Source organism: Paenibacillus pseudetheri, assembly GCF_924513355.1.
Classification (GTDB): Bacteria; Bacillota; Bacilli; order Paenibacillales; family Paenibacillaceae; genus Paenibacillus_AQ; species Paenibacillus_AQ pseudetheri.
In genome coordinates, this window is sequence record NZ_CAKMAB010000014.1 from 21,780 (window position 1) to 47,278 (window position 25,499).

Consider the following 25,499-nt stretch of genomic DNA (forward strand, 5'->3'; position numbering starts at 1 on the left):
GCATGAGTTATACATTAGAACAGGTACAGCAAGCTTCACGGCTATTTTTTGAATTACTTCGTAAAAAAGTAATCCCACTCGATGATCCTGCGGCTGCTGAATGCCTGCAGGATGCAGGAACATATGATGCGCTTCAATATGTTGCCAAGGAGGCAGGCTGCCGAGTGATGAATTCCGGACACCGTCTCCATTTGTTAGTGAATCCACTCGGGTCAGTGTTCGCCACCAACTTTACCCAGTTAAAAAATAAATACTCACGAATTGAGCGCAAAACTCATTTACATATCATTAATATCATCATCCTTGTGTTTCTGGCCGAGATGGATCAGGACGAGACTCACTTTAAGTCCGGGCAGGACAGTATGTCCTATATACAGATATCCGATCAGGTGTCTTCACTTTTTCAAGCATGGATGCAGATGGATGATGAAGGTTGGTTTAGTCAGCAGTGGCGGTTGGATATCCAAGCGATGTCGAAGGTGTGGACTAATCTTTATATGCAAACTAAGAGTCAGGAAGAAAGCGATCTTCTAACAAGAGGCGCAGGCTCACGAATGGGTCTGATTCATGAAGGCATGAAGCTTCTGGAAGAGGAGAAGCTCGTGTTCATCTCGGAGGCAGAGAAGCGGATATTCCCACGGGAAGAGCTTTATGAGAGAATGCGGTATTTATATCATGATGTTGACCGGTATCAGGAATTGAAGAAACTCATCGGACGAACTTTAGCTGAGAAAGACGGTGCTATTAATGCCGCGGATTGAACGCATACGGATTACAGGACTTAAATACGAGAAAATGCTCAAGAAATATGATGATATGATTCTAGACCTCTGTAACGAAGAGGGGCCAGCCAATACGCTTATTACGCTTATGAATGGTGGCGGGAAGGGCGTACTGCTGCAATCCATCTTTCAGTTATTAATGCCCAAAACGCCATGGGGAAAAGATAGTGAGAACCAGGTTGAAGCATTTTTTCATAATCATAAAAAACAACTTAAACCTTATACCTTTCATGTAGCTATCGAATGGCATCTGGACAACTATGAGCGTAATGAGTATATGACGACTGGTATTGCTATGACGGCTCATAACTCGTTGGATCAGCAGGATATTAAAGTGGATTACCTTCTATACGCACTTACTGATTATGGCGATGCGTCTGAACTCACCCTTTCGACGTTGCCACTCTTCGATGAAGAGAGTGCTGAGCCTACGAGTTTTGAAACGATCCAGCAATTTATACGAGATCGACGAGGGGAAATTGTACCTTTCGGTAGCCATAGCTCGGATTTAAAAAGATATTATGATTTCCTGGCTACCCGGGATATCCATATCGCCGAGTGGCGTAATATGCGGCGGATCAATGGGGAAGAGGGCGGTATTAAAGGTTATTTTAAAAAGAATGATGCCTTTACCAACCATAACTTATTCGAAAAGCTAATTATCCCTGAGATCGGCTCCAGTCTAAATGAGGGACCCAAAGAAGAAGACAATACGCTGCAGCGGATGTTTATAGACACGGCGACAGTAGCTCAACGACTGCCAATGCTTGAACAGCGGGAACAAGTCTACACAGAGTTTCTTGGCATGGCTGCACCTTTATACGAGCTGGTGAAGCTGGGAGTAGAGGCAGAGAGCGTTGTTCAGGAAACTGAACTGCGTGGACGTCAGATCTATACGGTTATCCATGAAGAGCAGAGAAATGTGGAAGAAGAACGAAGTAAGGTTGGTAATGAACTGGCTGGTCGTTATCAGGATGCGAAGCAATTGCGATTTGAGACGGACAATCTAAAGTATTTGCGCAGCAAGGAAGAAATGGAACTGAAACAAGAGGAGTTCAAAAAGCTTAGTGATGATCAGAGACGTGCACGTGGACGGCTGGACGAATCCAAGACTCAGGAGAAAAAGCTTGAAGTGGCTCATTTCTTAGCTAAACGTATGCTCCACACACGACAAATTGAGCAATGGCAGAAAGAAATTCAAGCGATCGAAGGATCTCTGGAGATGAAAGAACGTCAAGAGGTCATTCAGACGGCTAAAGAAAAGCTTCGTAAACAATGGGATGTGGTATCTAGCCTCTGGCAACAAACGATCAGAGGATTTGGAACAGCGGAGCGAGCACTGACGACTGAAGAAAAAGGTCTGCGCAAGGAGCGGGAGAGCTTCCTGTTGGAGTTAGCAGGCCTGGATATTCAGATTAATGAATTGACGCTCTCTATCCGTCAATATACAGAAGAACTCGGAACATTCGCAGCTCAGCATGGTCAGGACGCTGCATATGCTCCTGTGGCGGCGCTTCAACGTACGATTTCAGCTGCCAAAACGATACTTCTGGATATGGAAGTGCTAGAGGAACAGCATAAAGAGGCAGAGAACCAAAAGCTGGCACTGCATAAGAATCATGCCGAACTCAGCGAGAAACATCGCTCTTATGAACGAGAGGTAGACGAGCTCGGGGCACTACTTGATTCGCAGACCTATAAAGAATCACAATTATGGTCACAGATTGTTGTTCTACTGGAAATGTTTGATGAACATAATCGTTTGGGAGCAACTGGCCTTTTTGAAGAGCAGGATACGATTCAATTACGATTTATCCGAAAAATGGATGAAGTGGAGCAGCAGACAAAACGTTCCAGACGAGATTACTACAATCAGCTTATGGACGTGGAACTTCAGAACCAATCCTACTGGCTGCCGAATTCAGATATTCTCGTGGTCAAGGACACACTCGATTCGCTCAAGATTCAATCCACACCGGGTAGTTCCTATTTAAATGATCGCCCGTATCTTGAACGTGAGGAAGAGCTGGAGCGCCATCCACTTCTTCCTTATAGTCTGATTGTAACCCGGCGCGAAGCTGATAAAATCAAACCGGATTTGCTGAAGGACACACTGCTGAAATCAGCTGTGCCTATCTTTATCCGTGAAGAGATGGTAGCTTCAGATCCGGTATCTTTTAAACTTTTAGCTAACCAGGGGCCACAAATGGTACTGGAGCCAGATCGTTTCTTGAACTTTAAGAGCGGTATTCAGTCGAAGCTAAAGGAGCAAGAACAAGTGCTTCAGGACGCGGAGGCTTATTTATCGAAGTTGAAATCTGTGCGTCAGGAATATGAACGGTTATCTCAAACAGAGAACACTGTGACGATTACAGCCAAACGTAATACCCTTATGAAACTGCAGAGTGAACTTCAGCAGAGCATTATCAGTCTGAGCAACGAGATTAATGAGAACGAGAGCACGCTTGCTCGGATCGTTCGCGAACTTATCGAGAATAAGGCGCTTAGTGCAGAGCATGAGCATAGAGCAGCAGCGTTGCAAGCTTGGATTGAACGTACGAAGAAGCATGAGCAGGATCAAAAAGAGAAGAAAAAGTATTCAGATCGTAAGAGTCTGGTGAGCAGGGAGCTAGCGAATAAAGACCAGCAGCTCGAGCATCTTGAAGCGCAAATGGTAAGCCTTGGCGGAGAGCGCGAGAAATGGATGGGAGATGCCAAGTATGCTCTGTTTCCTAGACTGCAGCATTGGTTCCCTGAAATTGTATTTCCGACATATCATCAGCTTTCGGATGATATGGAAGCCACACCAATAGATCCCGTAGAGCAGAATCTTCTGTTGCAGCAGCTCAGTACCGTTGAAAGTCTGCAGCAATCGCTGACGGAGAATGAGCTTGAAATTCGAACAAGAGCCGCCCAGATTAAAGCGGCGAGCGAGAATCTAACGGAGCTTGAAGCCAGCCTGAATCAAGTGGATGAGAATTGGCGGAAGGTAACAGAGCCTGCTGAATCTACCGAATCCATTATGGCTGCAAGAAACCGTCAAAAGTCGGAAACTGCTTCACTGGAAGAAGACTATCAGATGGTTCACGATTCTTTCATCCGTTGCCAGACCGAATTGGATAATTTGCAGAAGGAACTGCGCAAGGTAGAAAAAGGAATCAAAGAGAAACATGAGCGTGCCGTGGAAATTTGGAATGAGCTACTCGAGCAAAAAGAGACGGACATTCAGGAGCGTTTCCAAGAGAATGAGCTCATGCTTAACCAGTGTAAACGATCTTTGGAACGAATGGATGCGCTCATTCAGACGTTATCTAATCAAATCAAGATCATGAATGCACATATTGAGGATCGGGTCAATCTACGGACTGTGCCAGAAGAATTAATGCTGAGCGTAAGAGAATGCTGCGAGTCTCTAGTTGCAGACTGGCTTCTTCGGATTAAGGATAGCCGGGTAAGACGGGACGAGGTCTCCAGAAAGGTGAAGGAAGAGAAAAATTCATTAACCGGAAAACTCGCCAAAAATGAACGGAATTCTGAACTGGAGACTAAGATTCTAGATCGTTTAAATACGGTTCATTGGGATAACTTCGCTATTGCTCAGCAAGTCCTAGAATCGATGTTACGTAGTTCACGTGATCAGATTGAGAGCATTCAAAGCGATAAGGAGGATATGGATCTGTCCCGCAAGATGTGGGTAGCCCGGGCTTCTTACCGTGTAGTACAAATCATTGATATTATGAAGCGAATGGAACGTCGGATGATTATTCATAATGAGAATAATTATGCCTTCCCGCTGGTACGCCTGAATTATAAGAATATCAATATACCGAGATCAAGCGATGAGGTAGAGCCAATGGTGAGCGACTATTTCAATCGATGTATCCAAGAATTGCTATCAAAATATCCAAAGATTGAACAAGTGCCAGCATTAGTAATCAAAGAGGTTATTAATGACGGACGAATCGTCTATGCAGCGCTTCAGAATCGCTTCCCGATTCTTCAGGTATATAAACCAGTAACGGAAAATTACTTCCTCTACGCCGCTCCGGAAGACTACCATTATTCCGACTGGGAAATCATCAATCGGGGTGCGCTGGATGAGGCTGTCGGCAGTGGTGGACAGCGCCAATCTGTACAGCTGCTGGTAGCAATGATGATCATGACACATAAGCGTGTAAATCGTGAGAACAAAGGGTGGACGGTCTTTTTATATGACAATCCTTTTGGAGAAATGGTTTCTAATAACGTGCTTGATCCCGTATTTGAAATTTCTAAGGCTCTTAAATTTCAGTGGCTCATTGTCACGCCGCCGGAGCTAGTGAAGAATGACGTTAGCGTTCGCTTTGGTGTGTACTGGCAGCTCTATTTCGGAGGTGTCAAAGGGGATATGCTAGAATCTACCCTAGTCAAGGGAGGAAGAAAGCTCATTCCTGTTTCGCTTTTTTGACCCCTTGTATCCATAATGAAAGAAGTTCTAGTAGCATAATGCTGCTGGAGCTTCTTTTTCGTTATACATTATCCTTATCTTTCTCGCTTATAACGCTTACCGGCCTTAAAGGACGCCGAAGGCGTATATGCTTACTATAATAGAATTAATAAAATTTCGAGACTGCGGAGAAATGTATGCGAAAAACCGAATACAATGTGCCGCCGGTAACGTAAACGATCCAAATGTATGCGAAAAACCGAATACAATGTGCCACCGGTAACATAAACGATCCAAATGTATGCGAAAAACCGAATACAATGTGCCGCCGGTAACGTAAAAGAGGCGAATGTATGCGAAAAACCGAATACAATGTACCGACAGTATCGTTAACGAGGCGAATGTATGCGAAAAACCGAATACAATGTGCCGCCGGTATCGTTAACGAGCCGAATGTATGCGAAAAACCGAATACAATGTGCCACCGGTAACATAAACGATCCAGCACCGTTATTCTCCCCAAATTACCCGGGAATGGGCTTATTATTAGGGAATAAGTGCACTATGGTCCGTTAAGCGGAACCTCACTACGAAGGTATGGATACTAGTATGAATAAGGATCATTCATTGCGGCACTTCTTATGCTATATGACAGCTTCCTCTGGCTCTAAAATTTTTGGAATGGTTACGGTAAAAGTAGTCCCTTGCTCAGGAACACTTTCTACAGTGATTGCTCCGCCATGATTATGTACAATATTCTGCGTGATCATAAATCCAAGGCCTGTTCCTGTTTCTTTTGTCGTATAAAATGGCTTACCAAGTGCTTTAATCTGTTCCTCTGTCATCCCGCAACCTTCATCTTTCACGCTGATTCGGGCTTCACTTTCATTTGTAAGCACATGAATATATATGTTTCCTCCACGATTCATTGCTTCCATCGCATTTTTAAGTAAATTAATAAATACCTGTTTCAGCTGATAAGCCTCACCATGGATCCAAATGGAGTGATCTGTACAGACAGGGAGGATCTGAAGGTTTTTCAGTGCAGCTTGTCCATTCATTAGTGTGGCGACTTGTTCTAGTAAAGATAATAAATCCACAGGTTTACTGATATGCGTCGTTTGTGGTTTGGATAAGACCAGCAGCTCGTTGACGATAAATTCGATACGTTTCAATTCTGACTCAATAATGAAAAAATATTTATCATTCATGCGCTCGGAAGAGCGAAGCAGCTTCATAAAGCCGTTAATGGCGGTAAGCGGATTTCTGATTTCATGAGCGATTCCAGCTGCTAATTGCCCTGCGGTAGATAATTTCTCGGATTGGATTAGCCGTTCTTCTTCCAGCATTTGCTGAGAGACATCTTTAAATATTCCGATAAATGCCATATTTCCATTGGAGATAATCGGTAATGTGAATCCATCCACAAATTTCTGCTGACCATTTAAGCAATTAATTAAGTAGCAAACAGAGCCAATCGTGTCACCACTGTAATATCTTTCCCTTCGTTCTTGGAGGATTGCATGATTGGAAAGGTCTACAATATTAGTAGTGGATGTACCCACCAATTGATTCAGGCTCTCCGCATGGATTAACTGTAAGCCCGCGGAATTCACATACTGAATAATCCCTTTTTCTGTAATAACAACGGTCAGAGGTAATCCTTCCAGGAGTTGCAGGAATGATTTATCTTTCTCTAGTAGACTGCTTTTCGCTTCTTGCAGCTGAGTTTCTATTTGCCTGATCAAGGTCTTATTCTCAAATTGAGTAAAATAATATAAGGGTGCACCATTAGCATCCGAAACGATAGATATGGAGATCTCTATTGATAACAGCTGTCCGGTTGGTAGGTAGTAGGCCTGTTGGAATCGATGCGGATGGATATTCATAGAGGAAAGAGACCTTCCAAGCTCAGCAATTTCATGGATCTGACTTAGAAGAGTTCGAACGGATGGTGAAGGTGTTATTAACTCGTTATGATCATATCCCAATAGGGTACTTAGGGCTGAATTCCATTTTAGGAACGTTCCATCTAACGAAACTAGAGCCATTCCAATTACAGCATGTGTAAAAGCAAAGTCAAAACTTTGGAATTCATTGGACCGCACTGCTATTCACCTCTCATATTCTTTCCACTATTTGTAATAGTCATAGTATAAAACATATATTCAAGTAAAATAAATAAATTTTTATGTGATCGAGAATCGTTCGAAATAGCTATGTGTTGTAGTGAAAATAAGGGTGCAAGAGTCAAACGATTTCAGGTAGAATTAAAGGATATGTTGTATTTTTAGAAATTGGAGGCGTTGTACCGTGCAATCAATTGTTGGTGAAATCAAAGATATTAATCGCTATCCAGTCAAGTCATTTGCAGGTGAACGATTGGAAACCTGTGTGATAGAACCGTATGGAATGTTAGGGGATCGCTTCTGTGCCTTTTATGATGAGTCAAAAGAGGGCTGGTGGCGGTATTTTACAGCTAGAAATAATCCTAAAATGCTTACCTATCAAGCGCAATTTATCAATGGAGAAATTCATGTAAGGGCTTCAGATGGACGAACCTTTGGGTGGGATAAGCATTTATTGGAAGAAATCCAAAGCCAAACTAAAACGCGAATTTCCATGTCTAGTATAAAAGCTTCACATCCACAGCCAGAGCATCCGCAACTGTTATCGGTGGATGGCGCCAGTATTTTACTCATTACGGATGCTAGTTTGAAGAAGCTAGAGGCTGCGTGGGGACATTCCTTAGATCAGCGCCGGTTTCGTGGGAACTTTGTTATCGCTCTAAGCGATGAATCGCTTTTCGAAGGGGATTGGATCGGGCGGCAGCTCTCCATAGGAGATGTTCAGCTACAGGTAGATAGTTTCTGTGAGAGATGTATGGTTATCACGATGGACCCGGATAGTCAGGAAAGAGACCCTAAATTATTGAAAAAACTAAACCAAGAGTTTGAACTACACTTCGGAGTGTACGCTTCCGTAGTTAAGACAGGGGAAATCAGAATCGGAGACAAAGTAGAATTAATGGATTAGATAATGATATAAACTTCCTTTACATTCCCATATGGATAATTTACCCTTTAAAGGAATGGAAAATTCATAGCGGGAGGGAATGTATGAAGAAGAAAATAATATCCCTGTTGATGGTATCTCTACTTTTAGTAGTGTATCTTCCTACGAATGCATTAGCAGTGGCTAGTAGCAAAACGCAAACATATGTGAACACTCAGAAGGTCGCGGCAGAGAAGGCAGCATTCTTAACGGAAAAGATAGGAACGACAAGTCTCCAATATGCTCTTATCGATGGCGATAATATCGTTATGAGCGGCACAGCTGGATACAGCCATGTGGAGAGCAAGACAGCACCAAGCATTACAACGATGTATGGAATTGGCTCGACGAGTAAAATGTATACGACCGCTTCTGTTATGAAGCTCGTTGATCAAGGAAAGGTAGATTTGGATGCACCTGTCGTATCTTATCTGAATCATTTTACGATGGAAGATTCACGTTATAAGCAAATCACCGTAAGAATGCTGCTGAATCATTCATCAGGTCTTGGGGGTTCAAACTTATCAAACTCTTTCTTATTCAATGATTCTGATTCTATCGCAAAAGATAATTTGCTAGCGACTTTGACAACTGAGCGCCTAAAGGCAGATCCAGGAGCCTACTCAGTATATTGTAATGATGGATTTACGCTGGCGGAGTTGATTGTTGAGAAAGTAAGTGGAATGGACTTCACTACATTCATTCATCAGAATTTTACAGGTCCTTTAGGGCTTGAGCATACGAAAACGCCAAAAGATTCTGTGGATTCTAGACAACTGGCAAGTGTATACAATGCTACCTACTCTGCCGCTTTACCCCAAGAGACGATTAACGTGATTGGAACAGGGGGTATCTATTCTACGGCTGAAGATTTAGTGCGCTTTGCAACTATTTTCACTGGAGGATCGAAAGAGATTCTATCAGAAAAATCAGTAAAAGCGATGGAGCAAGAGGAGTACAAGCGTGGAATGTGGCCGAAAGGAAAAGATAATTCGTTTGCGTATGGATTGGGCTGGGACAGTGTAAATTTATATCCATTCAATCAGTACGAGATCAAAGCTCTGACAAAGGGTGGGGATACAACTCTGTATCATACTTCACTTGTCGTATTGCCTGATCAGCAGATGGCAGCAGCTGTGGTATCTTCTGGTGGGGATAGCTCAACCGATCAGATGCTTGCGAACGAAATATTGCTCAGTGCGCTACAAGAAAAGGGAGTTATCAAGGAACTAAAACCTACACCTACATTTAAAGCTTCGAACAAAGAGGTTATGCCGCAGGAATTGCTGGATTATACTGGTGTCTATGCTGATTCTACACAACTGATGAAGATAGAGATTAGTAAAGCCGGGGAATTGAGTATATCTTTGATTATGGCACCTACATTTCCAGCTCAGATATTTTCGTATAATACGAACGGTGAATTCCTAGATGTAGCGGGTACTAATAAAGTTAGCTTTGTCAAGGAAAGCAATGGTCGTATCTACCTTTGGATTCAAGGGTACGGGGTCATTCCAGGGCTTGGTGAGACTGCTCTTTCTCAATATGCAGCTGAAAAGCTAGAGGCAAATGCTTTATCCAATGAGGTCTTGTCAGCTTGGCAGCAGCGTCAAGGGAAATTGTATTTTGATGTCAGCGAGAAGTATAGCTCACAATTTTACATGAGTATGCCAGTAGCTGGAATTGCTATGTTCCCTGATGCACCGGGCTATATGGGTTCAAATAAAATTACTGGGCCGAATAAAGCTGAAATGACCGTGCAAATTCCAACTTTAGGCGGGCGCGATCTTGCGGATATTGTTTTTGAAAATAAAGAGGGCGTGGAGTATCTCAAGGTTGGAAACCAATTATTTATAACACAGGATGCCATTAAACCTATCTATGCTGGCCCGCAATCATTGGTAACCATTCAAGCAGATGGATATGCGAGATGGTATGCAGTACCTGAGACAGCATCAGGCAAGTTGATGACAGTAGGGCTACCACCTAAAGGTTCCTTTGCTGTTTATGATGCAAATGGTGTGTGTGTGAATTTCTCTACTGTCAGTGGTCTTACGCAAGTTAAACTTCCGAGTAACGGGAAAATTGTATTTGTAAGCGGTGTGGGTGCGAAGTTTGAATTGACAATCAAGTAGTAATAAACCATTCAATTATATTTTATTAAAAAAGATCCTGTTATCCAGATCATTTATCTTGATAACAGGATTTTTTATTAGAAAATTCTATATTCCTCTATTTAAAATTCGTAGAAAACTCTCTTACTCCAGCACCTAAAATAATGCTATCATATGCCTCAAGACTTGGCTTCTCTATTTCAATATTACAGATCTTACTCTGAGGAAGCTCTTCTGATAATACTTTTGCGCATTGCTCAGTTGTCCCTGATTTTGTAGCGTATAGAATAAGTACTGCCATTGTGGTCCCTCTTTTTAGTTTAAATGGTTCAGGTTTAAAAATACCTCGCAAATCGAATATCTTGGTAATCGAGATTTATTTACACTATCGAAAATGCAGATCTTTTGTCAAGTTAGCAGCAAGTTCTCATGCGTTAATCAAACGATAAAGAGGAGAGTGGGATAAGTTGAACATCATCGTAATGTTAATCATCTATTTTTTGCTTGGTGTATTCGTGATTAAATTAGGCATCGATAACTCTAGAAGTACGCAAATATCAAAAGAAATATTAAATGAGTTAAGAGAAATCAAAGAACTAATGATTAGAAATAAATACGAATAACTTCTTAGTAGGAGGGCTACAGGAGTGATCATTCCATTTTTATAATTAATTCTTTCTTTTTCTTACTTTAGATAAAACGTAAAATGGAAGCGTTTTCGACTTGTGGGTACGAATGGGGGCGCCTCATCCTATAGATGCTGACACCCTTAATTATTTGAAGCAAGCGAGCTGCCCGCAACTGACCTTTGAACAAGTCGATATAACGGGCACCTATTCGTTAGTTAGTAAGTTGTCTCCACATGAGGTGCAGTTGGTGGAATTGATGCGCTTATGATGGGGTTACTTACAACTGGACAGAATCCAGGGTTTGTTAAACAAAGTTCCTCGGAGTACTGCAGTTGAAGCTTGGAGAGCTCTGTGAAATAGTAGCTGATCATATGATTACCACTTGCCGATCCATTCTGGAATGACAGTGATAAAAAAGTGTGGACATGACTGTAATAGTACTTCCTTTCCCGTTTAGGTAGCCTGTATACATGTGGAGGCACGTAGGTAACAACATCAAAGAGATTGGTATAACGGTAACTCTTGCGGACATATTGTTTAAAAGCATTGGTGAAGTTCGGATCGCCTACACGTGGGGAACCATAAGTGAACAGGTTAGGTGAGGTATAAGAGGTGTTAGCCGCAATATCAATAGCACATAGAGTGGCGAGTGCTCCACCAAGGCTATGACCAGTAATGTATAAGGTTTTATCGGGAGATAACTTAGCGAGTGTAGAGATGATCCCATCGCGAGCTGAATAGTAGATATTCGTGAAACCGCGGTGGGTAAGGGTATCTTCTTTAATGTAATTGAATCTCTCCTGTGAAGCCATTACGTTTGACATCCAATCGGTTGTGGAGCTGGTTCCCCGGAAGGCAACAATAATCTCTTGTGGTGATTCCAGAATAAATCCAAAGCGTTCCCACATCTCGCTGATGGATCTTGCTTCAATCGTACCCACGATCTGATAATCTAATGGAACGACGAACGAACCATCTGTATTTGAGAACTGTGCATAGGTCTGTCCGCAGATGGCAGCTAGAAAGATAGCCCTTTGCTCTTGATCATTTTTGTTACCCACGTGCATCCCACCTTTCTTCCTAAACTATATTAGGTGGAGGAGGGAGAGATACCTATATCATGCGAGACCCTGTACTAATGTGAAAGGGCTAAATTGTACACCGCCGAAATGAATCTAACTTTAGTGTACGCTAATGATTAAATTAAGGCTATTAATGAAGTGAAATGCCATGGTTTTATAATCATTTGCCTTGAATGCGGGAATGAAATTGTTGTTACTGATAATTCATCTAGCAAAGACTACTCAAATAAATATAGTTTCTTGGAAGATGGAGAAGGGTATTTAGTGGTAGAAACCAAAAATCCTCCCGATCCTGAGCTACCCCCGTACTTTTTAATAATAAATTTAGTGGTAATTAAAAAAACAGCAATTACGGTCGCTTATGTATTATATTAGGGATTGTATGATTTCAGCGTCATTCGAATGATTTGGTCTGTAGTTAGCAACAGTTACAAATCCTAAGTCCATTTTGAATAAAACCTCAACCTCTGATTCGCTACTCGCCAAAACGGAGTGAGTAAAATGCTGAAATACAGGAGTATCTACATTTCCATCGAGATATTTGTTGAATGTGGAAATAACTTCATTAAGTATAGGCATTAAATTTTTCCTCCAGAGAGATATTGATAACCAATTAGGAGGTATTCAGTAGGTTATAAGGTCGATGGGGTGGTCGATACGGTAGGCGCCGGGGATGGTTTTGCCGTTGGCGGCATAAGCGGACTGATGGAGAAGCTCACTGTAGCTGAGACCGTCAAGCGCGGCAAAGCGATCAGGGCATTGACGGTGATGTCTCCCGGCGACATGGATGGCCTGGCCTGCCAACCCGTGAGAGCTTGGAGAAGTTTATGAATCGGAAAGCGTAGTAAGTAATGTCATGGCTATTTCTATTGAAAAAAAGATACCGTTCCACAGTAACTGTGAACGGTATCTTTTTTTGGGGTTCGGGCAGATTAAACAGCCGAAGGCGGCGCCCTTTTGTAACCTTGGGCGGACTCAGGAGATATTATTTGCTCAAAGTCTATAAATATATTAAAAAGAGAGCTGACGGTTCCGACCACCTGCTCTCTTTATCGAACTAAAAATCAGGTATTAATCTCAGTCGCTGTTAATGTTCCTTCGTTAATTGTAATGGTAATATTACCTTCTGCAGGAATCGTTCCTGTTGCTCTTAAGGTGTAACTATGTTGCCCAACAGGAGGTCCCATATCACAGCATGTCAGTGCCGTTGTAATCGGGCTGTTGGCAGATACGGGAGTGTCACTTGCTGTACACAATAGAGTCACGCCATCCCGAAGGATAGTAAATGAAATGGTAGGACTAGCAGCAGACGGAGTCCACGTGGCATAGGCGGTAAGCCAGACAATGTTTCCGGGTTTATCTACAGTTATATTAACTGTGGCCAAATCGGCTACTGGGGCAGCAGTGGTAAGAACGATTCCAGCGAACTCAGCACAAGCAAATTCAATAAAGAGTCCTGGCGTTCCAGCCGGGCCTTGTGGTCCTGTAGGACCAATAGGTCCTTGCACCCCTGCTGGTCCTTGCAATCCTGTGGCCCCTTGCGGTCCTACAGGTCCTTGCGGTCCTGCAGGTCCTTGCGGTCCTGTGGCCCCTTGCGGTCCTGCAGGTCCTTGCGGTCCTGTGGCCCCTTGCGGTCCTGCAGGTCCTTGCGGTCCTGCGGGTCCTTGCGGTCCTGCGGGTCCTTGCGCTCCTGCAGGTCCTTGTGGTCCTTGTGGTCCTGGTGGTCCTGGTGGTCCTGGTGGTCCTGGTGGTCCTGGTAATCTTCCCATAACACACACTCCTTTGAATAGTGGGTATATCTCACCCTGCCTACAATGTATTCCGTAAAAATAGATGTGTGTCAGTAGTCAAATGACTTGATAATATTGCCTACTATGTTGATGTCCCATGCATATTAGCTGAATTCACATATCCTACATCAAGGAAACCATTTCATGCAGAAAGGGGATCAAGATGAAGAATGTTGAAACACTAGGCATTATGGTTACTAACGCCAGGCAACGGAAGGTGACTTTAAAAAATTACATGAAGAATCATCATTTTTCAAAATTAAGGATGTTCAGTTTTTCCCCAACTGATATTGATTGGGAGCATAGATGTATTAGAGGCCTTCATCTTCGTAATATGAAGTGGGAAACGGGTAGCTTTTCATTTCCGAAGGTGATTTATAACCGTTGTTACAATTCAGAGATGGAGACTATTGATCGGTTGGAGCAGATTATTGGAAGGAATAAGTGTTTCAATCAAATTAACCAATTTGACAAGTTGGAGATTCATCAGGCTATAAATCGTTGGCTAAGTCCTCATGTCCCCGATACATTGCCTTACAGTAACGATAACTTGGAACAAATGATTCACCTTCATAAATTGGTTTTTTTGAAGCCCTGCCACGGCCATATGGGAAAAGGCGTTTATCGAATCGAACAGCGTGATACTGGAGAACTGCATATTTCTAACCACTATGTTATGCCCAGCATAATCGTAGGATCTATAAGTCAGTTACTTACCGAATCCGAACGGTTTGTAGGTCAAGTCCCCCATTTAATTCAGAAGGGGATATTTACCAATAATCTTAACAACCGCACTTTTGATATCAGGGTGCTTGTACAAAAAAATAAAAATGGTCTTTGGTCCACTACTAATGTTATCAGTCGAGTATCGTACGCAGGCTGTTTCAATACAAGCATATACGAAAGAGCCTGCCTAACGATGGATGTGTTGAAGAAGCTATACCCGGCAAAATCCGTTAGGGATATGATGAATACCATCTATAACTTAAGTTTACGAACAGCAGAGATCCTTGAGTTGGATTCCGGCATCCATCTATGTGAGGTTAGTGTAGATTTGGTCATTGACTTGGAAGGACATATTTGGATCATTGAAGTTAACGGTATGCCACAAAAGAGCCTTTATAATGAACTTCCTATATCCCGAAGAGCCGTATACTCTCGTCCACTTGAATACGGCTATTACCTAAGTAAACGATAATTTTTTAGATGATCCAGCATATGCGGAATTACTTGTATAGGTTCTTGCCTTTGTAATGGCTAATGAAGTTCAAGACAGTTGTGTTTTGTTGGTTTCTTTTCGCTTCGGAAGTGCATCGTTATGCATGCGCTGTGTTTGCTGCAGGCGGGCACTACAGTGCGAGCCGTTGACCCAAGCGCTTGTTCGACGGTGTGGGAGCTAAAGAGCCAACTGTAGCGATGATTAGGCCCGACAAATCGTACGACCATCCAAATCCGGCTTTGCAAGATTGCAGTACAAGCGGATGAAAGGCATGTGTAGTCGGCACACTGCCGATGTATTTCCTCCACGGTTCCGCAGCAACCGTATGCTGTACTCTCTTTCTATAACAAAGAGGTGTATGAAAGCAGGTATAACAAAAGCACCCTGCGACTTGGGACGAATTCAGTTTAAGGGGAAACGGTTAGTTGATTTAATGTTTATCTCGGCATTATCTGTTCCGGGGCTACTAATCTCGATTCCATTGTTTTCGTTATTTTATTCATTGAATTTATAATCCGGATCGACATCCAATAGCATTAGCACTTCAATCCATCGTAGTAGGATATACGAATACTGGTAATTAATCGGGTATTTTTGCTGCATCAATTCTTGTGTTTCTACCCACGTTTATACTTTATCTTCTTGTGTCCAGAAAGATCGTTGCTGGAATTACAATCGGTTCTGTAAAAGGTTGAGGTAATAACCACCTAATAATATAGGTGGTTATTTGCGCACCCATAAGGATTCCTTCGGAAACTTAACTTGCGACAAGGAAACCCATACAGTACACTTTCTTTAACTAGTACAAACCTAAGATAGCTTGGGAAAGAACTTTGAAAAAGGAAGTGTTAAATAGTGGATTTAGAGATGGTCATGCAGGAGCTGGAAGCACTTGGCAAGGAACGAACCAAGAAAATATATATGTCTAATGGAGCAAAGGAACCGCTATTTGGCGTGGCTACCGGAGCAATGAAGCCAATCTTCAAGAAAACCAAAATAAATCAGCCATTGGCTGAGGAACTTTACGCGACAGGGAACTACGACGCTATGTATTTTGCCGGCATCATTGCTGATCCCAATGCAATGACGGAAGCGGATTATGACCGATGGATGGATGCGGCTTATTTTTATATGCTGTCCGACTTTGTAGTAGCAGTAACCTTGGCAGAAGCGGATATTGCACAACAAGTTGCCGATAAATGGATCTCGAGCGGTGAAGAGCTGAGAATGTCAGCGGGCTGGAGCTGTTACTGCTGGCTGCTTGGCAGTCGGCCGGACGTTGAGTTTTCCGAAAGCAAGCTTGCCGGTATGCTTGAGATGGTGGAAAATACGATTCATGATTCTCCAGAACGTACCCAATACTCAATGAACAACTTCATGTACACAGTGGCCGTATCTTATTCGCCACTTCATGATAAGGCCAGTGAGACCGCAAGAACAGTGGGGCCAATTGAAGTTGATAAGGATAAGGCAAAAAGCAAATTTATTCACGCGTACGTAAATATTCAAAATGCAGTCGACAAAGCTCGGCTTGGTTTTAAACGCAAGCATGTAAGATGTTGATCTAGGACAAGCTTCCCATACAAGAAAAAGGAAAAAGGATTCCCTGAAACTTCACTCTGCGTTACTATATAGAAATGACTCCGAGTGGGAGAGAATAGGGGGAAAAGCATACATGGGCAACTTATTGGAAATTTTGCACAAGGAAGTCGTACCGGCAGAAGGCTGCACAGAGCCGATCGCAGTTGCGTATGCCGTCTCCTTGGCGGCAGAGCTTCTCGAGGAAGAAATAACGGGGATTCGGCTGCATCTCAGCGGTAATATTATTAAAAATGCAATGGGAGTGGGCATCCCAGGGACAGGACAGACAGGTCTGCCTATCGCAGCAGCCCTTGGTGCGGTGGTCGGACGTTCGCATAAGGAGCTGGAAATCCTATCAGGCCTGACTCAGGATGAGCTAAAGCTGGCTAATGATCTGCTTGATCGAAAGCTGCTAATGGTGGAGATAATGGACACTCCTGAGAAGTTATATATTGAAGCACAGGTGAAAACAGAGAACCACACAGCGACTGCCATCCTTGCTAAAGAACACACTAATATAGAATACCTGGCTCTGGACGGAAAAAAAGTGACACCTAAGAAGTCTAAAGCTGATTGTGGCAAGCCTGCTCTTTCCGATAATGAAGCTTATGAAGGCTCTGTAGATCGGATATTCGAGTTTATAAGTACGGCTCCATTTTCAGACCTTAGCTTCCTCTTGGAAGGCGCTCGGATGAACAAAGCGATCTCGGATGAGGGACTGCGGGGCGATTATGGCTTGCAAGTAGGAAAGAAGATGAATCAGCAATCTGCTGTGAATTTGTTCGGCAATGATGTAGCGAACAAAATTATAGCGGCCACTGCTGCGGCTTCAGATGCTCGCATGGATGGCAGTGCAATGCCTGTGATGACAACAGCAGGCAGCGGTAATCAGGGCATCGCCTGTACGCTTCCTGTTATATCTTTGGCGGAACTGCTCGGCAAGAATGAGGAGACGCTGGCTCGGGCGCTTGCACTAAGCAATCTGGTCACTGTGCATATTAAGCATTATATTGGGCGGTTGTCGCCTTTATGTGGTTCAGGAATTGCAGGCGGAGTTGGAGCGAATAGCGGGATCATTTATCTTATGGACGGCACTCTTGAGCAGATCAAGCATGGGATACAGAATACGATAGCCTCTTTATCAGGCATGATCTGCGACGGTGCAAATTCAACCTGTGCGCTGAAGATATCCACCTCCACCAACACGGCGATTCAGGCAGCCACACTGGCGATGAACAATATTGCTCCTACGACCAAGGATGGAGTTATTTTCGAAGAGGTGGAAGACACTATCCGCAACATGGAGCGACTGGTTCAGGAAGGTTTGGCGGATACTGACAAGACCATTCTAAATATCATGCTCTCTAAAGGCGGAGCGAATTAGCATTAATAAATTGATAACAAGATAGGACATAATAAAGACCGCCCGGTTTCCTGCATAAAATGGCAGGAGGCTGGGCGGTCTTTATAACTCTTTCTGAGAAGATTTGCATTAAATTTTAACATAACTTATTCTGAGATCATAAAGGCATAGACTGATGGTATAAAAAAGGAGATATTATGACGGAGAAGATAGATATAGGATGGAACTTTGAGAACAGTTATGCTCATCTGCCGGAATCCATGTTTACAAGGATCATGCCTACTCCTGTGCGTAAACCGGAATTGATCATCTATAATAAACCATTGGCTACTACGCTAGGGCTGAATAGCACAGCACTACATAGTAAAGATGGCGTTCAGATTCTTGCGGGCAATGAAGTTCCTAAAGGTACGGAGCCGCTTGCTCAAGCGTATGCTGGACATCAATTCGGACATTTCACTATGTTAGGGGACGGCCGAGCCGTATTGCTTGGCGAACAGATCACTCCCCAAGGTGAACGTGTAGACATTCAGCTTAAGGGTGCGGGAAGAACACCATATTCTCGTGGTGGTGATGGCCGAGCCGGACTCGGTCCGATGCTGCGTGAATATATCATCAGCGAAGCCATGGATAGCTTGGGTATTCCTACCACACGCAGTTTATCAGTGGTAATTACTGGAGAAACGGTCATTCGAGAAACAGCGCAGCCCGGTGCTATTCTGACCCGAGTTGCGGCCAGTCATCTACGGGTGGGTACTTTTCAATATGTTGCAGCGTGGGGGACTGTGGAGGATCTCCGCTCTCTGGCAGATTACACATTACAAAGACATTATCCGGGAGCTGATTCTGAGGAGAACCGTTATCTTTTCCTGCTTCGGGAAGTGATTGGACGTCAGGCTGAACTGATTGCCAAATGGCAGCTTGTAGGATTTATTCACGGAGTGATGAATACAGATAACATGGCGCTTAGTGGAGAAACGATCGATTATGGCCCTTGCGCCTTCATGGATGTGTATGATCCGGAGACAGTATTCAGCTCTATTGATCAGCAGGGTCGTTATGCTTATGGCAATCAGCCGGGGATTGCCTCTTGGAACCTCGCGAGATTCGCGGAGACTCTTCTGCCGCTACTGGCTGAGGATCAGGAACAAGCGGTCAAGCTCGCTGAAGAGGAGATTGCAGATTTTAAAGAGCGGTCTTACCATCATTGGCTTACGGGAATGAGAGCGAAGCTTGGAATCTTTAACGAAGAGGTAGAGGATGTTGCGCTAATTGAAGACCTGCTAGATTTGATGCAGAAATATCGGGCGGACTATACCAACACCTTCCGTGCTCTAACTTTAGAGAAGCTGGAAGAGACCGCTCTGTTCGGTGCAGCGGAATTTACGAAGTGGCACGAGTTATGGCAGGCTAGACTTAGCAGACAGCAGCAATCGAAAGATGCTTCGCAGCAGCTAATGCGCAGCAGTAATCCTGCGATCATTCCGCGAAACCACAGGGTAGAAGAAGCACTTCAAGCGGCAGTCCAACAGGAAGATTACAGTGTGATGGAGCGATTGCTTGAAGCTCTTTCCAATCCTTACGCGTATTCCCCTGAACAAGATGAATACTCGGCACTTCCTGAGGAATCGGCACGTCCATATAGAACCTTCTGCGGTACCTGATTTGCTGATAATGATCTGAAAAATGGGGTGGAGCAAGGTGTATCATGCATATGATGTTCTGGCTAACCAGTTGCTAGCTAATGCGAATGATCCAAGTTGGTATGTGCCCTTTGAGGTAGCCGTAAAAGACTTAAGCAAAGAAGAAGCTTTTTGGAAAGTAACGGAAGAAAGCAATAGTATTGCTGAGATAGTACAGCATCTGCTCTACTGGAATGAAACTTGGCAAACAAGATATAGTGAAAAAAGTGTCCATGCGGTTCCTTCAGTGGATAACAATAATACCTTTGTAGTTGCAGAAGGAGTAACGTTCCAAGAGCTTCAGCAACAACTCATAGAAGTTCTTTTACGTTGGCAGGAACTGATTACAAAGGAACAATTGGATGCCGATGTTCAAGAATTCCAAGGCAGTCAGTGGTGGGAAGTAATGGGCAATGTGACAACACATAACGCGTATCACGTGGGGCAAATCGTTTTTATTCGAAAGATCCAAAAGAGTTGGAATCGTACTATGAAGTGAATTGAAGGACGTTAACGGATGTATATTCATCTGGCTAACGTCTTTTTTTTGTGAATATCAATGAATATAATAAGTTGTACAATGTTACTTACATATACTTATATAAACTAATTTAATACTTGAAAATACTTATTATATAACTTATGATGACTATAGGAGGTGCATACATGATGTTTCAAGAGGAGAGATTGTTAAAAATACTCGAATATTTGAAACAACACCAATCGATGAGTGTCCAAGAGATCTGTACGCAATTTGATGTATCCAGAGATACCGCACGTAGGGATATTGTTAGATTAGTACAAGAAGGTGTTGTGATCCGAACGCATGGAGGGGTATCGTTACCTGAGTTACAAAAAGAATTGTTATCTTATCAGGATCGATTGATCGATGAATCTGAGAGTAAACAGAGGATTGGGAAGGCTGCGGCGCAGCTTATCCAAGATCATGAGACTGTGATTTTAGATGTGTCTACCACCGTGCAGTTTGTAGCAGAACAGATCAGCGCGAAGGATATTACGGTTGTCACTCACTCGATTGATAACGTAGGGATCTTGTCAAAGCGGGAGGATCTGCAAATTTATGTTCTTGGTGGTTACTTGAATGTGAAAAACCGCTTGTTATATGGTCCTTCTATTATCGATAAACTTAGTGAAATCCGTGCTGATAAAGCCTTTATTGGAGCTTCTGCGATCGGTGCTGATGGACTCTACTATCCATATGAAGAAGATGTGCGGGTGAAGAGAGAAATGGCCCGAAGATCAGATCAAGTCATCTTAGTGGCTGATCACACCAAATTTATTGGCAAATCATTTTTCCGTCTAGACTTTGATTGCATTGATATTCTAATTACCGATCGAGAACTCCCAAGTGAGATCAGAGAAGTTCTAGATCAGAAGAACATCACAGTTATTGAATGACTGATAACGAAACAGAGGAGGATATTTATGTCTTATATTCTGCAAAATGTACAAGTGGCGCTTCAGAATCGTATTGTCCCAGCGGCTAATGTGTGGATTTCTGAAGGGAAAATCATAAAGATAGATACAGAGGATCTTTCGATTCCAGAGGGACAACATGAACGGATCGATGGTGGTGGCCATTTGTTAGTACCCGGGATGATAGATGTTCATATTCATGGCGCCAATGGCTTCGATATGATGGACGGTACGGAAAAGAGTATTCAAGAGGTCTCAAGTGCTTGTGCTTCATCTGGCTGTACCTCATTTTTGGCTACATCTGTGAGTTCTACGCTAGAAGATCTTTTAGAAATGATTCGTAGTGTCAAGCGTGTGATTGGACATGAAGTGGGTGCAAAGATCGCAGGTATTCATTTAGAAGGACCTTACTTGAACCCAAAGCGAAAAGGAATGCAGAACGAAAAGTATCTACGCCATCCCAACTTAGAGGAAATGAACCTGATTTTTGAAGAAGCGGGTTCACTTATTAAGATGGTTACAATCGCTCCAGAGTTGCCGGGAGGGATGGAGCTCATTTCCTTTTTGAAAGAAAAGGGTGTAGTTATAGCCATCGCTCATTCGGATGCCACATATGAAGAAGCTAAACAAGCCTTTGCGTCGGGGGCAAGTCATGTTACGCATTGTTTTAATGGCATGCGGCCTATCCATCATCGGGATCCGGGGGTAATTGTGGCTGCTTTTGAAGAGAAGCATGTAAGCCTTCAAGCGATTGTGGACAACGTTCATCTGCATCCTGCAATTATTCGATTAATGCATACCTTGAAAGGACCAGAAGGAATGGTCTTGATTACAGATGCACTGCAAGCTATGGGATTAGGTGATGGGGATTATATGTTTGGAGGCCATCATGTTACGGTATCCGAGGGGGTAGCGAGACTGAAGGATGGAACGCTAGCTTCAAGTACAGTGACTATGAATGAAGCCTTACGTTATACTGTTGAAACTGGAATTCCATTGGTAGATGCCGTTAAGATGGCTTCAACTACGCCGGCCAATATTCTTGGACTTCAACAAAAGGGGACAATAACATCTGGCTTTGATGCTGATCTGGTCCTCTTGGATGATAAATTTAAAGTGTGCTGGACAATGGTGGATGGTCAAATTTTATAAATCATGATGAATACAGGTTACTTCTGCTCAATGCAGTTGTAACCTGTATTCATGTGCGGTTATACCAAATACGCTTTTAAAATGCCGGTTCAAATGAGTTAAATCTACAAATCCACAATCTACTACAGCGGCATAGATATCCTTAGTTTTCTCAATGGACTGCTTGGCGTGCTCTACCTTGCAATTTAAGAAAAATTGATAAGGTGATATTCCTGTATGTGTCTTAAACTCTCGGATAAATTGATATTTGGATAGATCAAACTCTTTACAGAGGTCGTCCAGTTTCAGCACATGCTCCAAGCTGCAGTACATCATTTCTTTCGCTTTTTTGACGAGGTTATTATTCGTTCTGCGGTCGGTAATGATTTCAGTATGGGATACTAGATCGAGCAGAGTTAATAACAGCTCATTGCACAACGCCTCCTCTTTACCATTCTGAATGGCATGACTTAGCGCCAATATGCACTGAGCCAATTTGTTGTCATATAGGATAGGAGAGGTGAAGTGCAGTTCTTTATTTCCTAGTATTTCTTGTATTAAGGTTGGCTTGATATAAAGCATAACATAATCAATACCTGCTCTATCATACGAACTGCCGTCATGCGTTTGCTCTGGATTAAACAGCATTACGCCATTTTTATGAGAGGACTGCAAGCTGCCGTCAAGGTTATATTGCTGAATGCCACGTAAGGTGACGCCGATTGCATATTCCTCGTGGCAATGCTTTTTATATGTGAAATCAGTAAGGCTGGCGGATAAGGACAGGATCTCTGCTGACTTTTTATAATTGAATTTCTCCACGTTCTTAACCTCCGCGACTTTATAGGACTCCCGATATCATAATGGCCGAGTATACTAAAAAAAGTGCCATCAGCGTATTTAGAACTTTTTGATGATTTTGCAGAAATCTTCTGAAGATCGTGCCAAAAACAACCCAAGTTGTGAATGCAAAAAATCCGATCACCGTTATAATTATAACAAATAGGGTCAAGGTAAGTGTTGAATTGTAGAATGGCATTACATAGCTGGGAATGACAGTTAGTGTAAATAGCAGCACTTTAGGATTCACAAGCTGCATGAGTAAGCCCGAGCGAAAATTGGCATTTGGGTTAGGCTGGTCGTCCATTGCACCCATCTTAAAGATTTTATAAGCTAGATAGAGCATATATAAACTCCCAATGACTTGCATGATGATCAGGATATTAGGGATGACCTCAACCAGAACACGGTTCAGCAGGGTAGAAAGGATAAGCAATAATCCAAAAGCCATCGTGGCTCCGTATACATATTTCATAGATTTCTTAGCCCCGGAATGCTGCACGGAAGAAAGAATAACAATATTGGCAGGACCGGGTGTAAATGTAGCTACAACGCAATAAATCAGAAAGGAAATTATATTCATGATGACCTCCAGTAAAAGTTGTCTTATGAATATAAACCTCATAACTTGATTGTTTATAGTACATTATTGCAGAGGAGATCAACATAATGAATGAGACAAAGCATCTAACTATTAGTACACTCACTGAGGGTGATTATGTATCTACATGCCGGGTATTTGAAGAATCAATATCGGATGCCTTTAACAAAGAGGGATTAGGTCACTTACAAGAGGACATACAAAGTGAAACCGATCATAAAAAGCAAAAGGCGCTATCTTCACTGGAACAGGCAAACTCGGATACTTATTTCTTTATCGCTAAAATCAATGGGAAGGTTGTGGGTACGATTTCCTATGGTCCCTGTGGTGAGACTATTCAAATCTGTGCAGAACATCAGTTGGATCATTTGGGGGAATTGGGTAGTTTATACGTGTTGCCAAGCTATCAGGGGCAAGGGATTGGTTCGGCATTAATTAAGAAAATGATGATATTTCTAAACGAACAGGGGATCGGGCAATTTTGTTTGGACAGTGGATATAAACGCGCACAAATCAAGTGGCAGCGTAAATTTGGGGAGCCTTATAAGGTGGTAAAAGACTATTGGGGACCTGATTCCGTTCATATGGTTTGGTTGTGTAATGTAAGTTAGCCTTTAAATGGAAATCGTATATCATATGGAATGTCCATGTCGTAATATTATATGTTAAATGTCGCATTTTACTACTAATAAAGGGTCTTGTTATGTGATATTTTATTAGTAGATGTCAGAATAACATATATACGGGAGGCACAAGCAAATGACGATAAGAATTGGTAAGATTAGCTATTGGCATGTACATGCTTGGGATTATACGAAGCAAGCTCAAGAACATGAGGATACTGTATTGGCTGCGGTTTGGGATGAAGATGCAGAGCGTGGGAAAAAAGCTGCCGAAAGCTTAAATGTTCCTTTTTTCGAATCACTGGATGACCTGCTTGCGCAAGAGGATATAGATGCCGTCATAGTGGATGCGCCGACCAATGTGCACAGAGATGTAATTATTGCTGCGGCTAAAGCGGGCAAACATATTTTTACGGAAAAAGTAATTGCCCCTACACATAAAGAAGTTGAAGAGATCATAAGCGCAGTGGAAGAGAACGAGGTGAAGCTGACCGTCTCCTTGCCACGTCTAAATGATGGATATGCATTAACGATTCAAGAAGTTCTAAGTCAAGAACTGCTCGGAGAGATTACTTACGTTAGAGTTCGCTTATCCCATAATGGGGCTACAGAAAACTGGCTTCCCGATCATTTCTATAGCTTGGAACAATGTGGTGGCGGAGCTTTGATTGATCTTGGTTGTCATCCTATGTATTTGACGAAGCTTTTCTTAGGTCAAGATGTGACCGGTGTAAGTGCTAATTTTGGTTATGTAACGGGCAAGGAAGTAGAAGATAATGCAGTGGTGACGCTATTTACGAATTCAGGAGCAATTGGTGTGGTCGAGGCTGGTTTCGTGAATAGTCATTCGCCGTTTACCATCGAGGTACATGGAACGGAGGGAACTCTTCTTTATGGAACACCAGAGGATAAGCTTCTTCTTAGAAGTAACAAATCCGCTGACAAAGAGGAAGGTTGGAAAGAAGTACCGCTATATGCTAATCGTGAAAGCGCATTCCATCAGTGGGTTAATCATATCCAAAAGGATACTTTCGCGACTGAGAATGTTCAAACTGCTGTGGAGCTTACGAGATTAATGGAAGCGGCGAATCGTTCTGCTAAAGAAGCTCGTATGGTTCGGTTAGCAGATCTAGACGCTTAATCGG

19 protein-coding genes and 1 pseudogene are annotated in these 25,499 nt (G+C 42.9%); 14 read left to right on the top strand and 6 right to left on the bottom strand.

Going from position 1 to position 25,499, the window contains the following annotated elements:
• The first annotated feature begins 2 nt into the window (after positions 1-2).
• Together L1028_RS14570 and L1028_RS14575 are read left to right on the top strand one after the other, a co-directional pair.
• Entirely contained in the window at positions 3-761 is a 759-nt protein-coding gene (locus L1028_RS14570; protein ID WP_234534963.1) for a DUF6063 family protein, read from the top strand.
• The gene (locus L1028_RS14575) at positions 739-5,229 is read left to right on the top strand and encodes a coiled-coil domain-containing protein (RefSeq protein ID WP_234534965.1); all 4,491 of its coding nucleotides are present in this window, start codon (positions 739-741) and stop codon (positions 5,227-5,229) included. The genes L1028_RS14570 and L1028_RS14575 overlap by 23 nt, the downstream gene beginning before the upstream one ends.
• A 623-nt stretch (positions 5,230-5,852) precedes the next feature.
• Here L1028_RS14575 and L1028_RS14580 read toward each other — a convergent pair.
• Positions 5,853-7,316 (bottom strand): ATP-binding protein, encoded by a 1,464-nt coding sequence (locus tag L1028_RS14580; RefSeq protein WP_234534968.1) that lies wholly within the window; start codon positions 7,314-7,316, stop codon positions 5,853-5,855.
• A 205-nt stretch (positions 7,317-7,521) separates the two neighbouring features.
• Here L1028_RS14580 and L1028_RS14585 point away from each other — a divergent pair, with 205 nt between their 5' ends.
• Entirely contained in the window at positions 7,522-8,244 is a 723-nt protein-coding gene (locus tag L1028_RS14585) for an MOSC domain-containing protein (RefSeq protein ID WP_234534970.1), read from the top strand.
• An 83-nt stretch (positions 8,245-8,327) separates the two neighbouring features.
• Complete coding sequence (locus tag L1028_RS14590) at positions 8,328-10,397, top strand: serine hydrolase domain-containing protein (protein WP_234534972.1); 2,070 nt, start codon at positions 8,328-8,330, stop codon at positions 10,395-10,397.
• 97 nt (positions 10,398-10,494) lie between these two features.
• On the opposite strand, the gene L1028_RS14595 is transcribed toward L1028_RS14590, so the two are convergent.
• Both L1028_RS14595 and L1028_RS14600 read right to left on the bottom strand, forming a co-directional pair.
• Positions 10,495-10,677 (bottom strand): flavodoxin domain-containing protein, encoded by a 183-nt coding sequence (locus tag L1028_RS14595; protein WP_234534974.1) that lies wholly within the window; start codon positions 10,675-10,677, stop codon positions 10,495-10,497.
• Positions 10,678-11,220: 543 nt separating this feature from the next.
• The gene (locus L1028_RS14600) at positions 11,221-12,066 is read right to left on the bottom strand and encodes a lipase family protein (protein ID WP_423803044.1); all 846 of its coding nucleotides are present in this window, start codon (positions 12,064-12,066) and stop codon (positions 11,221-11,223) included.
• A 642-nt stretch (positions 12,067-12,708) separates the two neighbouring features.
• Between L1028_RS14600 and L1028_RS14605 the strand changes: the two are divergent.
• Positions 12,709-12,918: pseudogene (locus L1028_RS14605) on the top strand (PfkB family carbohydrate kinase); the annotation flags it as partial.
• 233 nt (positions 12,919-13,151) lie between these two features.
• On the opposite strand, the gene L1028_RS31295 reads toward L1028_RS14605, so the two are convergent.
• Positions 13,152-13,856, bottom strand: a complete 705-nt coding sequence (locus L1028_RS31295; protein WP_279306865.1) for a hypothetical protein — start codon at positions 13,854-13,856, stop codon at positions 13,152-13,154.
• A 184-nt stretch (positions 13,857-14,040) separates the two neighbouring features.
• Here L1028_RS31295 and L1028_RS14615 point away from each other — a divergent pair, with 184 nt between their 5' ends.
• From L1028_RS14615 to nagA, 7 genes are all read left to right on the top strand, one after another.
• Entirely contained in the window at positions 14,041-15,075 is a 1,035-nt protein-coding gene (locus L1028_RS14615) for a YheC/YheD family protein (RefSeq protein ID WP_234534978.1), read from the top strand.
• 876 nt (positions 15,076-15,951) lie between these two features.
• Positions 15,952-16,659 (top strand): DNA alkylation repair protein, encoded by a 708-nt coding sequence (locus L1028_RS14620; protein ID WP_234534980.1) that lies wholly within the window; start codon positions 15,952-15,954, stop codon positions 16,657-16,659.
• 112 nt (positions 16,660-16,771) lie between these two features.
• Entirely contained in the window at positions 16,772-18,061 is a 1,290-nt protein-coding gene (locus tag L1028_RS14625; protein WP_234534983.1) for an L-cysteine desulfidase family protein, read from the top strand.
• 176 nt (positions 18,062-18,237) lie between these two features.
• Positions 18,238-19,704, top strand: coding sequence for a protein adenylyltransferase SelO (locus L1028_RS14630; RefSeq protein ID WP_234534985.1), 1,467 nt, complete (start codon positions 18,238-18,240; stop codon positions 19,702-19,704).
• A 37-nt stretch (positions 19,705-19,741) separates the two neighbouring features.
• A complete protein-coding gene (locus L1028_RS14635; RefSeq protein WP_234534987.1) occupies positions 19,742-20,221 on the top strand; it encodes a DinB family protein in 480 nt (159 codons plus the stop codon).
• Positions 20,222-20,391: 170 nt separating this feature from the next.
• Positions 20,392-21,141 carry a DeoR/GlpR family DNA-binding transcription regulator gene (locus L1028_RS14640; RefSeq protein WP_341482546.1) on the top strand — a complete coding sequence of 250 codons (750 nt, stop codon included), beginning with the start codon at positions 20,392-20,394 and terminating at the stop codon, positions 21,139-21,141.
• Between the two features lie 27 nt (positions 21,142-21,168).
• Positions 21,169-22,311, top strand: a complete 1,143-nt coding sequence (nagA, locus tag L1028_RS14645) for an N-acetylglucosamine-6-phosphate deacetylase (protein WP_234534991.1) — start codon at positions 21,169-21,171, stop codon at positions 22,309-22,311.
• Between the two features lie 27 nt (positions 22,312-22,338).
• On the opposite strand, the gene L1028_RS14650 is transcribed toward nagA, so the two are convergent.
• The gene (locus L1028_RS14650) at positions 22,339-23,112 is read right to left on the bottom strand and encodes an AraC family transcriptional regulator (protein ID WP_234534993.1); all 774 of its coding nucleotides are present in this window, start codon (positions 23,110-23,112) and stop codon (positions 22,339-22,341) included.
• A gap of 19 nt (positions 23,113-23,131) precedes the next feature.
• A complete protein-coding gene (locus L1028_RS14655) occupies positions 23,132-23,713 on the bottom strand; it encodes a LysE family translocator (protein ID WP_234534996.1) in 582 nt (193 codons plus the stop codon).
• 86 nt (positions 23,714-23,799) lie between these two features.
• Here L1028_RS14655 and L1028_RS14660 point away from each other — a divergent pair, with 86 nt between their 5' ends.
• Together L1028_RS14660 and L1028_RS14665 are read left to right on the top strand one after the other, a co-directional pair.
• On the top strand, positions 23,800-24,342 hold the full coding sequence (locus tag L1028_RS14660; RefSeq protein ID WP_234534998.1) for a GNAT family N-acetyltransferase: 543 nt from the start codon (positions 23,800-23,802) through the stop codon (positions 24,340-24,342).
• A gap of 148 nt (positions 24,343-24,490) precedes the next feature.
• Entirely contained in the window at positions 24,491-25,495 is a 1,005-nt protein-coding gene (locus L1028_RS14665; RefSeq protein WP_234535000.1) for a Gfo/Idh/MocA family protein, read from the top strand.
• Positions 25,496-25,499 lie beyond the last annotated feature (4 nt).